Here is a 13,397-nt window from a genome sequence, read left to right as displayed (position 1 = left end):
CCCTCATTCGTCGATGGTGCCGGTCAGGTACGCCGCCGCGTGCCGCGCGCGCTCGCGAACGTCGTCCAGGTCGTCCCCGTACGCCGTCACGTGGCCGACCTTGCGGCCTGGCTTCACGGACTTGCCGTAGAAGTGGACCTTCAGCCCGGGATCCCGGGCCATGCAGTGCAGCAACCCGAGATGCATGTCCTCGACGTCACCACCGAGCACGTTCACCATCACCGTGTACGGCGCCCGCGCCGCCGGTGATCCGAGCGGCAGATCCAGTACTGCGCGCAGGTGGTTCTCGAACTGGCTGGTGACCGCGCCCTCGATCGACCAGTGACCGGTGTTGTGCGGCCGCATCGCCAGCTCGTTGACCAGCAGCCGGCCGTCGCGGGCCTCGAACATCTCGACCGCCAGGATCCCGACGACGCCGAGCTCGCCGGCGATCTTCAGCGCCGTCTGCTGCGCCTGGGCCGCGCGGTCCGCGCTCAGACCGGGCGCCGGAGCGGTGACCTCGACGCAGATGCCGTCCCGCTGGACCGACTCCACGATCGGGTAGGCGACCGCCTGGCCGTGCGGGGATCGGGCCACGATCGCGGACAGCTCGCGGACGAAGTCGACCTTCTCCTCGGCGAGGATCGGCACCGTCGCGGCGAACGCCTCGTCGACGACCGGGTCGTCGGCGCTGGTGGCGACCCAGACGCCCTTGCCGTCGTACCCGCCGCGGGTGGTCTTCAGGATGATCGGGAAGCCGCCGATGCGCTTGGCGAAGTCGTCGATGTCCGCCTTCGAGGCGACCACCTGGTGGGCCGGGGCGGGCGCGCCGATGGTGTCCAGCCGCTGCCGCATCACCGCCTTGTCCTGCGCGTGCACGAGGGCGTCGGGTCCCGGGCGGACCTTGACTCCCTCGGCCTCCAGGGCCCGGAGCAGCTCGGTCGGGACGTGCTCGTGGTCGAAGGTGACCACGTCCGCCTCGGCGGCGAACCGGCGTACGGTCTCGGGGTCGCGGTAGTCGCCCACCGGGGCGTCAGCGACGGCCTGGGCGGCGGAGACGGTCGGGCCCTCGGCCAGCACGCGCAGCTGGATCCCCAGCGCGACCGCGGCCTCCTGGGTCATCCGGGCCAGCTGGCCGCCGCCGACCATGCCTACGACAGGGGTGCCCACCGGCAGATCTTCACGCTCGAACTTCACGGGTGGAGCCTAATGTGCGGACATCGGCGCCCCGGCGGCGGCGTCAAGGACTCGTCAAGGTGCCGGCGGAGATTTCGGGGTCTGACCCGTTGCCGGGTACCGTGGGAAGCTGCCCCAACAGTCGTCCGCGTTCACAGAGAGTTCCCAGGTCCGTTGAAGATCGTCACAACGCTGTATCGCCAGGTTGAGCATCTGGTGCACGAAGTGGCCAAGTTCGGGCTGGTCGGACTCCTCGGAATGGTCGTCGACCTGCCGATCTACAACTGGCTGGTGTTCGACAACCCGCTGGTCTTCGGCGCGTCGGAGCACGGCATGCTGCACGACAAGCCGGTCACCGCGAAGTTCATCTCGGTCACCGTCGCCACGATCGCGACCTACCTGGGCAACCGGCACTGGACCTGGCGGCACCGCGAGCGCACCGGGCTGCACCGCGAGTACGTGCTGTTCTTCGTGCTGAACGGCATCGGCCTGCTGATCGCGGCCGGCTGCCTGGGCTTCTCCCGCTACGTCCTGGACCAGCACAGCTGGCTGGCCGACAACATCGCCGCGAACTTCGTCGGCCTCGGCCTCGGCACCCTGTTCCGCTTCTGGTCCTACCGCAAGTTCGTCTTCAAGGAAGAGCTCGCCCTGGAAGACGCGGAGCACCAGGCGAAGGCCCCGGACACCCCGGAAGCGCTGGACGCCGACAACACCGGCGACCTCCCGGCCGTTCGCTGAACCAGCGCTGCACCGGATAACCCGGCTGCGCGGCGGCGCTCGCCGTGTGAGGATGCGATGGTGACCGAGTATCCCGTTCGCCAGGCCCGTGCCGAGGACTACGAAGAGATGGGCGCCCTGTTCGCCGGGGCGATGCTGTTCGAACCGCACGTGGACGACCTCGGGCGAAGACTGTTCGAGCCCGAGCGCGCGCTGGTCGCGACCGACGGCGCAGAGATCGTCGGCAGCACCCGGGCGCTGACCCGTGACCTGTCCGTCCCGGGCGCGGTCGTGCCGGCCGCGCATGTGACCGGTGTCGGAGTCCGCGCGACCCATCGCCGGCGTGGCCTGATGGCCGAGCTGATCACCCGGCAACTGCGCGAAGTACCGGAAGCGATCGCGGTGCTCTGGGCCAGCGAGGCCGGCATCTACGGCCGCTTCGGGTACGGCGCTGCCGCCTTCAGTACGTCGTACGAGGTCGATCTGCATCGGGTCGGGCCCTCGAAGGCGCGGACCCGTCCGGGGGAGATCGGCACGCTGTCCGTCGATGACGCCCTCAAGGAACTCCCGTCGCTGCTGCGAGGGCTGCAGGAGCGGCGACCGGGCGTTTCCGGCCGCTCGGAACTGGAGTGGCAGAGACGGCTGAAGGACAAGCCGGAGGATCGCGGCGGCAAGACCGCTCGCGAGATCCTGGTGCACCGGGACGAAACCGGCAGCATCGACGGCTACGCCCTCTGGCGCGGCAAGATGGACTGGGGACCGACCGGTCCCGCCAGCGAGGTCCACGTCGAGGAGCTGGTCGCGACCGGACCGGCGTACCAGGCCTTGTGGCAGCACCTGCTGACGCTGGATCTGGCCGCGACGCTCAGATTCGGCTTCGCCGCGGTCGACGAGCCGCTGCAGCAACTCGTCACCACCCCGACGGCCCTGAACCGACGGATCAGCGAGTCCCTGTGGCTCCGCGTGACGGACGTCGCCCGCGCCCTCGAACAACGCCGGTACGCCGTACCGGTCGACCTGGTCCTCGACGTGACCGACGAGGTGATCCCGGCCAATGCCGGCCGCTACCGCCTCACCGCCGACGGGTCAGCCGCGCGGTGCGAGCGCACAGACGCCACGGCTGACCTAACCCTGTCCGTGACCGAACTAGGCGCGACCTACCTGGGTGGCCGCACCCTGGCCGAATTCGCCGCCACCGGCCGCGTCATCGAGCACACCCCCGGCACGCTCAACCTCGCCACAGCGGCCTTCGGCTGGCCAACAGCACCAGCCAGCATCGAGATCTTCTGACCAGGGCGGTCAGCGGCGGTCGTTGTCTTCTGAGCTGAAGAGGGTTTCGGCGTCGGGCTCGGCGGCGGGCCTGGGGTCGCGGCGGCGGAGGGGTTCCGGTGGGGCTTCGTCGTCGAGGTAGCCGTCGCCGGGCTTGCCGTCCGGGCCGCCGAAGAGCAGGTCGGACATCTTCAGGTGCATCTGCTCGACGTGCGGTACGTCGGGCAGGATCACCTGGCCGCCCTCGCTGGCCGACTGGATCTGCAGGGTGCCGCAGCGCAGCATCCGGTCGATCAGGCCGTGCTCGTAGGAGACGTCGTTGATCCGCATCAGCGGGATGTCGCGGCCGGTCCGGGTCAGGATGCCGTGCCGGGTGATCAGCCGCCGGTTGGTCAGCGTGTAGCTGGAGAAGAACCAGTTCAGGAACGGCTTGGCCGCGAACCCGAGCAGGATCAGCAGGCCGACCACGCCGATCGCGATCCGGGCGGGGCCCTGCATGCTGCCTTCCGGAACCACGGCGGCCAGGAACGAGCCGCCCGCCACCACCACGAGCAACAGGAACACCGGGAAGATCAGTGCCTTCCAGTGCGTCCGGGTGCTGACGACGACGTACTCGTCCTCACCCAACAACTTCGCCGAGATCGCCATGGTCCCAGTCTCACAGTTCCGGGGTCCGCTTGTCGCTGGTCGACACGACTGCCACCGATCGCATACTGTCCGCAATGCACAAGGGGCAATGCGTCACCACTGGGGGGTTCCAACCACTGAGGAGCCGTGATGGGCATCTTGTCGGTACTCGATCGCGAGCACACCGTCGCGCCGCCGGGGTACAGCCGCTGGCTGATCCCGCCCGCCGCGCTGGCGGTGCACCTGTGCATCGGTCAGGCGTACGCGACCAGCGTCTACAAGACATCGCTGATCAAGCACTTCGACACCACGCAGACCGCGATCGGCGTGATCTTCAGCATCGCGATCGTGATGCTGGGGCTGTCCGCCGCGATCGGCGGCACCTGGGTCGAGCGCAACGGGCCGCGCAAGTCGATGTTCGTCTCGGCCTGCTTCTGGGCCTCCGGTTTCGGAGTAGGTGCCCTGGGCATCGGTACCGGCCAGCTCTGGCTGGTCTACCTGGGGTACGGCGTGATCGGCGGCATCGGGCTCGGCATCGGCTACATCTCGCCCGTCTCCACCCTGATCAAGTGGTTCCCTGACCGCCCGGGTCTCGCCACCGGCCTGGCGATCATGGGGTTCGGCGGCGGCGCGCTGGTCGCGAGCCCGCTGTCCCGCCAGCTCCTCAGCTACTACGACGACGGCTACAACCCGAGCAACTCGGGATCGGTGGCCGGCGGCGGTGCGCTCGTCGCGCTCTTCCTGACGCTGGGCATCGGCTACTTCGCGATCATGATGTTCGGCGTCTTCAACATCCGGGTCCCCGCCGAGGGCTGGAAGCCGGACGGGTTCGATCCCGCGCAGGTGAAGGCGAAAAGCCTCGTCACCACCGCCAACGTGTCGGCGGCGAACGCGATCAGGACCCCGCAGTTCTGGCTGTTGTGGATCGTTCTGCTCTGCAACGTCACCGCGGGCATCGGCATCCTGGAGCAGGCCAGCCCGATGATCCAGGACTTCTTCCGCGGTGCCGACGGCAAGTCGAGCGTCGCGGTCGCCGCGGCGGCCGGGTTCGTCGGCCTGCTGTCGATCTTCAACATGGCCGGCCGGTTCGCCTGGTCGACGACCTCGGACCTGATCGGCCGCAAACCGATCTACGCGCTGTACCTCGGCGTCGGCATCATCTTCTACTCGCTGCTGGCCACCGTCGGCCACAACAGCACCGCGCTGTTCGTCCTGTTCGCCGCGGTGATCCTGTCCTTCTACGGCGGCGGCTTCGCCACCGTACCGGCGTACCTGCGGGATCTTTTCGGGACCTACCAGGTCGGCGCGATCCATGGGCGGCTGCTGACCGCGTGGTCGGTGGCCGGGGTCGCCGGGCCGCTCATCATCAACGGATTCCTCGACCGGGAAGGGAAACCGGGCACGCTGACGGCCGAGGCCTACCGGCCCGCGCTGTTCACCATGGTCGGCGTACTGGCGATCGGCTTCATCGCCAACCTGCTGATCCGGCCGGTCGCGGACCGGTTCCACGAACCAGCCAACGCAACCGCAGTGGAGGCAGCGAAATGAACCAGACTCCCCGACTGGTCGTCTCCTGGGCGCTGGTCGCCGTCCTGCTCGGCTACGGCATCATCCAGACGCTCATCACCGCGGCAAAGCTCTTCACCCAGTAGCCCTGAGATGTGTGACATCGCCGGCGGCCAGCGAATGCGGGCCGTCGGCGGTGAGCACGATCAGCCGTCCATCGGAGTCCAGATCCGTAGCCGTGCCTTCCAGGAACACGCCGCCGGGCAACTCCACCCGCACCTGCCGCCCAAACGTGGCTGACAGCTCCCGGTAGTCCGGCAGGATCACCTCTGGGTCTCCGGCAGCGTCCACCCAGGCCCGGTAACGGGTCGCCAGCTCCCGCAGTACTGCGGACAGCACAGTGGCCCGGTCAGTCGTCGCCGCGCCTTCCAACGCCATCGAGGTGGCAACCTCAGTGGGGCGCTCCTCCGCTTTGAGAGTCACGTTGAGCCCGATCCCCACGATCGCCGCCGGCCCGTCCACCCGCTCCAGCAGGATGCCCGCCAGCTTCCGGTCGTCGACCAGTACGTCGTTCGGCCACTTCACCTGAGCAGGGATCTCCCCCACCCGCCGTACTGCGGACGCGACGGCCAACGGCACCAGTAGCCCGAGCCACGGCCACCGCTGCGCGGGGATGCCCGTCGGACGCAGCAGCGCGGACATGAGCAACGCAGAGCGCGCTGGTGTGGTCCAAGTACGCCCCAGCCGCCCACGCCCCGACGACTGGTACTCCGCCGCCACCACCAGCCCCTCAGGCTCGCCAGCGCGCGCAGCGGCCGCTACAACCGCGTTGGTCGACTCCGTCTCGGCCAGTACGTCGATCTGACGCCACAGCGAGCCCGGACGGACCAGTCGCCCCCGCAGGAAGTCAACGTCGAGGGGCGGCCTCTCCAGATCGCCGTACATCAGCCGGTGTTCTGCAGACCGGCTGCAACGCCCGACACGGTCAGCAAGAGCAGCCGCCGAGTCCTGACGATCTGCTGCTCGTCCAGCGAGTCATCCGTCCGCAGCGTCCGGAGTGCCCGCAACTGCAGGTAGCTGAGCGCATCGACGTACGGGTTGCGCAGCTCGACGGCGCGGCCGAGCACCCGACGGCCGCTGAGCAGCCTGTCGCCGCCGAGCACCTTCAGCACCCACTCGGTCGTCAGCTCGTGCTCGTCCAGCATCTGCTTGGTCAGGTCGGGCCGGTCGCCGAGTTCGAGGTAGCGGCCGAGGATCCGCCGGTCGGTCTTCGCCAGCGACATCTCGGCGTTCTCGAGCATCACCTGGAACAGCGGCCAGTTCTGGTTCGCGTCCTGCAGAACCGCGACGTCACCAACGGCCGCCAGCGCCGACCCGAGCCCGTACCAGCCGGGCGCGTTCACGCGAGCCTGCGACCAGGCGAACACCCACGGGATCGCCCGCAGGTCCTCCAGCGACGACACGGCGACACCACGACGGGCCGGCCTGGACCCGAGCGGCAACTGCCCAAGCTCCTCCAGCGGCGTCACGCGGCCGAACCACTCCGCGAACCCCTCCGCCTTGACCAGCCGGTGGTACGTCGTCCGGGAGGCCGCGTCCATCGTCTTGCCCACAACGGCAAACCGGTCGGCCGCCACAGTGGCGCGCTCCTCGATGCCAGGTGTGGACGCGAGCAGTGTGGCCGCGGTGACCTGCTCGATGTGGCGCTGCGCGATCGCTGCGTTGCCATAGCGAGCAGGGATCGCCTCACCCTGCTCAGTGAGCTTGAACCGGCCAGACACCGAGCCAGGCGCCTGAGCCAGTACTGCGCGGTTCGCCGGGCCGCCACCACGCCCCAGCGCACCACCACGGCCGTGGAACAGGGTCAGCCGGATCGCGTTGCGCTGGGCCCAGGCCGTGATGCGCGCCTGCGCGTCGTACAGGGCGAGTGTGGCCGAGACCGGGCCGACGTCCTTGGCGGAGTCGGAGTACCCGAGCATGACCTCGAAGCGCCGGTCGTTGGCCGTCAGGCGGTGCCGGACCCGGGTCAGCTGGATCGCGTTGTCCAGCACCTCCACCGAGTTCTGCAGGTCCTCACCGGTCTCGAACAGCGGTACTACGTCCAGCTCGATCGGCCGGCCGTCCATGGCGGCGTCAGCCAGCTCGTAGACGGCAGCGAGGTCGCCTGCGTTGCGGGTGAACGACACGACGTACCGGCGGCAGGCCTCTGGGCCGAAGCGCTGCTGGATCTGGCCGATGACGCGCAGGGTGGCCAGCACCTCCTCGGTCTGGTCGGAGAGCTCACCACCGCTCAGTACCTCTTCCAGCGCCTTCGTGTGCACCGAGGAGTGCTGCCGGACCTCCAGCTCGGCCAGGTGGAAGCCGAACGAGGTCACCTGCCAGATGAGTTGCTGCAGCTCGCCGTACGCCTGCCGCAACGCGCCTGCATTGACCAGTGAGTCCTGCAGCACCTTCAGCTCATGCAGGAAGTCAGCAGAGCGCGGGTAGCCGAAGTCGGCGTCCCGGGCGCGCGTGGCGGCCAGCCGACGGGCTGCGAGCAGCAGCAGCTGGCGATGCGGCTCAGAAGGCGAGCGGGTCTCGATATCGGTCATCAGCTCCGGGTTGACCGCCCGAGCGTCCTCCAGGATCCGGCGTACCGGCGCTGACGGCGGAGTGGTCGCCGCATCCAGGGTGAGCGCGCGGCCGAGCTGGTCGGTCGCCCGCTCGAGGGCGCGCAGTACGTGGTCGGCCTGGATCTGCATGGCTTCGCGGGTGATCGCCGCGGTGACGTTCGGGTTGCCGTCGCGGTCGCCGCCGATCCAGGAGCCGAGCCGGACGAACGGGGCCACCACCGGCTGCTTGATGCCGGCCGACTCCCCGGCCAGCGCGTCGTCCAGCCGGCGGTAGACGTTGCCGACGACATCGAACAGGGTCTCCTCGAAGACCGCCATCGCCGAGCGGACCTCGTCCAGCGGGGTCGGCCGGCTGGTCCGCAGCTGCGACGTGCGCCAGAGGATGTCGATCTGCTCGACCAGACGGCGCCGGTTCTCGGCCAGCTCGCTGTCACCGGCGCGCGGGTCGCTGCGCTCCTCCAGCAGACTCGAGATCCGCCGGATGGTCGCCAGTACTGCGCGCCGCCGCGCCTCAGTCGGGTGGGCGGTCAGCACCGGGCGGAACTCCAGCCCGTTGAGCAGGGCACGCGCCTGCTGCTCACCACTGTCGGCACCGATCTTCTCGACCGCCTGGGCCAGCTCGGACACGGCCGGGGCATCGCCGGAGCGGTCGCGCTCCCGCAGTACGCGTGCGCGGTGCAGCTCCTCGCTCAGGTTGGTCAGGTGGAAGTAGCAGGTGAACGCCCGGGCCACATCTTCGGCGCGCTCGTGCGGCCAGGTGGCGACCAGCGCCTCGGCTCCCTCGCCGTCGCCGGCGATGGTGAGCTCCCGGAGCTTCTCGACGTCGTCGAGCAGCGGCTGGCCGGCGTACTCGACCAGAACGCGGCCGAGCAGCTCGCCGAGCAGGCGCACGTCGGCGCGGAGCTCCTCAGGGACTTCGAAACGTGCGCGGGTACGGGTGCGGGCGCTCGCCTGACTGCCGGTCTCGGTCACGTTCGCCCACGATATCCGTGGGCACGCTCCCCCCGCCTCCTAGTCCGACTGGTGAGCGCAGATCGTGACCAATCGTGACGAAACGTGGGAGTGACGCGACAGTAAGGTCATCAAACGGCGCCGAAGCCGCCGCCGACCACCTGGGAGACGACCTTGGCCAGCTCCGCCGGGGTGCGGTCGGTGCCGTCGACAACCAGCATCCGGGCGCAGCTCTCCGTCATCGAGGCGAGCATCTCGGCCAGCACCGGCAGGTTCGCGTCCGGGTCGGTGACACCTGGCAACGATTGCACAAGCGTCAGCCGCAAACCCTCCACCAGGAAGGCGCGCGCCGCCCGGACCCGGTCGGCCACCACCGGCGCCGCGCCGTACTGCGCTCCGAACACGATCCGCCACGAGCGCGGGGACCTGGCCGCGGTCTCCAGGAACGCGGTGAGGCCTTCGAGCACGTGCTCCTCCGGCGTACCGACGGTCGGGTCGGCCGGTAGCGCGGAGACGATCGAGATGACCAGGTGCTGCTCCTCGCGGGCCAGCAAGGCGAGCAGGAGCTCGTCGCGGTTCGCGAAGGAGTCGTAGACCACCGGCTTGGTGACGCCGGCCGCGTCGGCCACCGACTGCATCGTTGTACCGGCGTAGCCGCGTTCGGAGAACACCTCGAGGGCGGCATCCAGGATCAGCGGGCGCCGGCGCTCCGGACCCAGGTGCGCGGCCCGGCGGCGAGGTTCCGGAACCGGTCCTTCAGGGCTGACCACTTGACAAAGCTATCAGGGCCGTAGGAAATTCCTACGGTCTGGTAGGAAGTGTTCCACAGGGAGGCGTTTCCTGCCGTGCCAGGGAGGCGTCGAGTGGCCGTACGTGGCAGTGCGCGGTGGCTGGAGTCGGAGGACTTCACCGCGCTCGACCTCGGCGAGTTGTCCCGGCTCGTCGCGCGCACCTCGGAGCGAGAGCTCCGGCATCGGCTCATCGGGGGAGTCCGAGAGATCGCGTTGCGCGAGATCTTTCGCCGGATGCCGGAGTACCTCCGTCCCGCCCGGGCGGAGGGGTTCGACGCGGTCATCAGCTGGCAGATCACCGGCGCGCACGGCGGCGGCGTCGACGAGTACCGGATCCTGGTCAGCGACGGCGCCTGCCACGTGCTCAGCGACCATCGCGATCCACCGGCGATCTCGGTCCGCACCGACCCGGCCACCCTGCTGCGGATCGTCACCGGCAACGAGGACCCCGTGCTCGCTGTACTGAAACAGCGGCTGTCAGTCCGCGGTGACCTGGCTCTGGCCGCCCGCCTCAGCAAGCTGTTCGTCGTCGGCCCGAAGGTCTAACGCTCGGGCCCGTCCGTACTACGAGCTGCCGCGTGCTCAGCCGCTCGCCCACCGGTCTGCGGACGCCCCTCCCCCGGTCCCTGCGGCGGGCGTACGGCACCAGAGGCAGGAGCCTGACCTCCCAGCATCCGCTGAGCAAACGCGATCCGCGGATCCACCGGCCCGGACTTCTGATCCTCAGGGGCCGGGCGGTCCTGGCGCTGGTCGGCGGCGTTGGGCGGCGGCAGGGCGGAGAGGTCCTGCGTGGGCTTGCTGGTCTCCTGCACGTTCTGGGCCGCGCGGCCGGCTTCCTGGACTGCGCGGAAGTGTTTCTCGGCAGCCCGCACGGTTCGCACGGCCCCCGCCGCGATTGCCTGGCCGCGCTGGGCGGCGACCGAGCGGCGGTTGACCGTGGTGTCGGCGTTCAGCGGCCGCAGGTCGGCGAACGCCTGGTCGATCCGGCCCTGCAACTGCAGCCGGACGGCGGCCTGCTGGTCCGGTGGCACCAACCGCGGCAGCTCGGACTTGTCGAACAGCAGGTCGGCGGCGGCCCGGGCCTTGCCCGATCGGGGCTCGCGGTTCATCACGCTCAGCACCTCGTCGGGATCGAGGTTCAGCTCGGCACCGATGTCCTCGGCGAAGGCGCGCGCGGCCGGTTCCCAGCCCGGGTACAACCGCGGCGAGTCCACCGCCTTCAGCTGCAGCGCGAGATCGGGCGGCAGGGCCCGGTCGATCAGCGCATCGGTTTTCGCCTGGCTCCAGGCCTCGTTCGTGCCCTCCTCGATCGCGGTCGTCTCGGCGATGCCCATATCGGCGACGCGGTCCGCGATCTGGTAGTTCTCCGGCACCGCCAGATGCCCGAACTCGTGCGCGACCACCTCGAACGCCATCCGCCGCTCGATCAGCTCGGCCTCGGTCACCCGCTGGCCACGCTTGGCGTACATCTCCTGGAGCGGCCGGACCACGTGCTCCCGGTGCAGCTTCAGGCTGCCGTCACCGTAAGCCTCGCCGAGGTTCGTCTCCTTCGCGTCGATGTAGTCGAGCCGCCCGTTCCACAGCGACTTGCCGGCCCCGGACTCGGCCAGCACGGCAGCCTGGATCCGCTCCCACAGCCCGTCACCGACATCCGGTACTTCGGAACTGGGGAGCCGGGTCGCCTGTGCGGCCATCTCAGTCGGGGGCGAGCACGTGGACGATCTCGGCCAGCGGCTCGGTCATCTCCAGCGCGGCCAGCCGCTCGGCCGGGGTCGGCGCGGCGTCGGCGATCCGGGCGATCTCCCGGATGGCCTCCTCGGCCCGGGCCCGCCGCTCGGCCGGCGTACCGTCCGGCCTGGTGGCGCGCAGCAGCACGTCCGAGGCCTTGCCGATCGTCTCGCTCTCGGGCGTGCGGGCTTCGGCGACCAGGGTGTCCATCGACCGCAGGTAGCGGATCGCCTTGGCCCGGAGGTCGTCATCCGCCACCGCCGTGGCCAGGTCGCGCAGCCGCTCGACCTCCGCGGCCAGCTGCTCCGGGTCGGTGATCTCGGTGCCCCAGGCGGCGATGATCCGTTGCCGCTCGGCCTGGTAGTCGTCGTACTCCACAGTAGGATTCTTGCATCCGGTGTGTTCATCGTCATCTGGGCACGGGGTCCACAGGCGTTAGAGTGCCCGCTTATGGGAGAGACCGTGAACATCCACACCACCGCGGGGAAGCTCGCGGACCTGGAGCACCGGCTCGACGAGGCCGTGCACGCCGGCTCCGAGCGCGCGGTGGACAAACAGCACGCCCGCGGCAAGAAGACCGCCCGCGAGCGGATCGCGCTGCTGCTGGACGAGGGCTCCTTCTCCGAGCTGGACGAGTTCGCCCGGCACCGCTCGACCTCCTTCGGCCTGGACGGCAACCGCCCGTACGGCGACGGCGTGGTGACCGGTTTCGGCACCATCGACGGCCGCCAGGTGTGCGTGTTCGCGCAGGACTTCACCGTCTTCGGCGGCAGCCTGGGTGAGGTCTTCGGCGAGAAGATCGTCAAGGTGATGGACCTGGCGATGAAGATCGGCTGCCCGCTGATCGGCATCAACGACTCCGGCGGCGCCCGGATCCAGGAAGGCGTGGTCAGCCTCGGCCTGTACGGCGAGATCTTCCGCCGCAACGTGCGCGCGTCCGGGGTGATCCCGCAGATCTCCCTCATCATGGGCCCGTGCGCGGGCGGCGCGGTGTACTCCCCCGCGGTCACCGACTTCACCGTGATGGTGGACGAGTCGTCGTACATGTTCATCACCGGACCGGACGTGATAAAGACCGTCACCGGCGAGGACGTCAGCCAGGAGGACCTCGGCGGCGCCCGGACGCACAACACCAAGTCCGGGAACGCGCACTACCTGGGCAGCGACGAGGAGGACGCGATCGACTGGGTGAAGGCCCTGGTCGCGCACCTGCCGCAGAACAACCTGGAGGACCCGCCGGCCTGCGACGAGCCGGCGGACCTGGAGCCCGGCGAGACCGACCTGGCCCTGGACACGCTGATCCCGGACTCGCCGAACCAGCCGTACGACATGCACGCGGTGATCGAGGCGGTCGTCGACGAGGGCGAGTTCCTCGAGGTGCAGACCCTGTTCGCGCCGAACATCATCGTCGGCTTCGGCCGGGTCGAGGGCCGCCCGGTCGGTGTGGTCGCGAACCAACCGATGCAGTTCGCCGGCACCCTGGACATCGACGCCTCCGAGAAGGCGGCCCGGTTCGTCCGCACCTGCGACGCGTTCAACGTGCCGATCCTGACCTTCGTCGACGTGCCCGGCTTCCTGCCCGGCACCGACCAGGAGTGGAACGGCATCATCCGCCGCGGCGCCAAGCTGATCTACGCCTACGCCGAGGCGACCGTGCCGATGATCACCACCATCACCCGCAAGGCCTACGGCGGCGCGTACGACGTGATGGGCTCCAAGCACCTGGGTGCCGACATCAACCTGGCCTGGCCGACCGCGCAGATCGCCGTGATGGGCGCGCAGGGCGCGGTGAACATCCTGCACCGCCGCGAACTGGCCGCCGCGGCAGAAGCCGGTGAGGACATCGAAGCGCGCCGCCGGCAACTGATCACGGAGTACGAGGACCACCTCGCCAACCCCTACATCGCGGCCGAGCGCGGCTACATCGACGCGGTGATCAAGCCGAGCGAGACCCGCGCCGAGATCGTCCGGGCGCTCCGCCTGCTCCGCACCAAGCGCGACACCCTCCCGCCGAAGAAGCACGGCAACATCCCGCTCTGAT

12 protein-coding genes are annotated in these 13,397 nt (G+C 69.6%); 5 read left to right on the top strand and 7 right to left on the bottom strand.

What is annotated here, in order from left to right:
- Positions 1–3 precede the first annotated feature (3 nt).
- Positions 4–1,176, bottom strand: a complete 1,173-nt coding sequence (locus AB0F51_RS21895) for a 5-(carboxyamino)imidazole ribonucleotide synthase (RefSeq protein WP_360282662.1) — start codon at positions 1,174–1,176, stop codon at positions 4–6.
- A gap of 153 nt (positions 1,177–1,329) precedes the next feature.
- Between AB0F51_RS21895 and AB0F51_RS21890 the strand changes: the two genes are divergently transcribed.
- On the top strand, positions 1,330–1,893 hold the full coding sequence (locus AB0F51_RS21890) for a GtrA family protein (RefSeq protein WP_360282660.1): 564 nt from the start codon (positions 1,330–1,332) through the stop codon (positions 1,891–1,893).
- Between the two features lie 57 nt (positions 1,894–1,950).
- The gene (locus tag AB0F51_RS21885; RefSeq protein ID WP_360282658.1) at positions 1,951–3,162 is read left to right on the top strand and encodes a GNAT family N-acetyltransferase; all 1,212 of its coding nucleotides are present in this window, start codon (positions 1,951–1,953) and stop codon (positions 3,160–3,162) included.
- A 9-nt stretch (positions 3,163–3,171) separates the two neighbouring features.
- On the opposite strand, the gene AB0F51_RS21880 is transcribed toward AB0F51_RS21885, so the two are convergent.
- A complete protein-coding gene (locus tag AB0F51_RS21880; protein WP_360282656.1) occupies positions 3,172–3,789 on the bottom strand; it encodes a PH domain-containing protein in 618 nt (205 codons plus the stop codon).
- A gap of 129 nt (positions 3,790–3,918) precedes the next feature.
- On the opposite strand from AB0F51_RS21880, the gene AB0F51_RS21875 reads away from it, so the two are divergent.
- Complete coding sequence (locus tag AB0F51_RS21875) at positions 3,919–5,316, top strand: OFA family MFS transporter (protein ID WP_360282654.1); 1,398 nt, start codon at positions 3,919–3,921, stop codon at positions 5,314–5,316.
- A gap of 93 nt (positions 5,317–5,409) precedes the next feature.
- Here AB0F51_RS21875 and AB0F51_RS21870 read toward each other — a convergent pair whose 3' ends face one another.
- The 3 genes from AB0F51_RS21870 to AB0F51_RS21860 form a co-directional block, all read right to left on the bottom strand.
- On the bottom strand, positions 5,410–6,219 hold the full coding sequence (locus AB0F51_RS21870; RefSeq protein ID WP_360282652.1) for a biotin--[acetyl-CoA-carboxylase] ligase: 810 nt from the start codon (positions 6,217–6,219) through the stop codon (positions 5,410–5,412).
- On the bottom strand, positions 6,219–8,858 hold the full coding sequence (locus AB0F51_RS21865; RefSeq protein ID WP_360282650.1) for a phosphoenolpyruvate carboxylase: 2,640 nt from the start codon (positions 8,856–8,858) through the stop codon (positions 6,219–6,221). The genes AB0F51_RS21870 and AB0F51_RS21865 overlap by 1 nt, the downstream gene beginning before the upstream one ends.
- 110 nt (positions 8,859–8,968) lie before the next feature.
- Positions 8,969–9,607 (bottom strand): TetR/AcrR family transcriptional regulator, encoded by a 639-nt coding sequence (locus AB0F51_RS21860; protein WP_360282648.1) that lies wholly within the window; start codon positions 9,605–9,607, stop codon positions 8,969–8,971.
- 93 nt (positions 9,608–9,700) lie between these two features.
- Between AB0F51_RS21860 and AB0F51_RS21855 the strand changes: the two genes are divergently transcribed.
- On the top strand, positions 9,701–10,174 hold the full coding sequence (locus AB0F51_RS21855; protein WP_360282646.1) for an SCP2 sterol-binding domain-containing protein: 474 nt from the start codon (positions 9,701–9,703) through the stop codon (positions 10,172–10,174).
- Here the strand turns inward: AB0F51_RS21855 and AB0F51_RS21850 are convergent.
- Positions 10,171–11,322, bottom strand: a complete 1,152-nt coding sequence (locus AB0F51_RS21850) for a hypothetical protein (RefSeq protein ID WP_360282644.1) — start codon at positions 11,320–11,322, stop codon at positions 10,171–10,173. The genes AB0F51_RS21855 and AB0F51_RS21850 overlap by 4 nt on opposite strands.
- 1 nt (position 11,323) lies before the next feature.
- Entirely contained in the window at positions 11,324–11,734 is a 411-nt protein-coding gene (locus tag AB0F51_RS21845) for a hypothetical protein (protein ID WP_360282642.1), read from the bottom strand.
- Between the two features lie 72 nt (positions 11,735–11,806).
- Between AB0F51_RS21845 and AB0F51_RS21840 the strand changes: the two genes are divergently transcribed.
- A complete protein-coding gene (locus AB0F51_RS21840) occupies positions 11,807–13,396 on the top strand; it encodes an acyl-CoA carboxylase subunit beta (RefSeq protein ID WP_360282640.1) in 1,590 nt (529 codons plus the stop codon).
- The last annotated feature ends 1 nt before the right edge of the window (position 13,397 follow it).

Source organism: Kribbella sp. NPDC023855 (genome assembly GCF_040639475.1).
GTDB lineage: Bacteria > Actinomycetota > Actinomycetes > Propionibacteriales > Kribbellaceae > Kribbella.
Note: the sequence above shows the minus strand (reverse complement) of the source record. Positions and strands in the feature narration are given on the sequence as shown.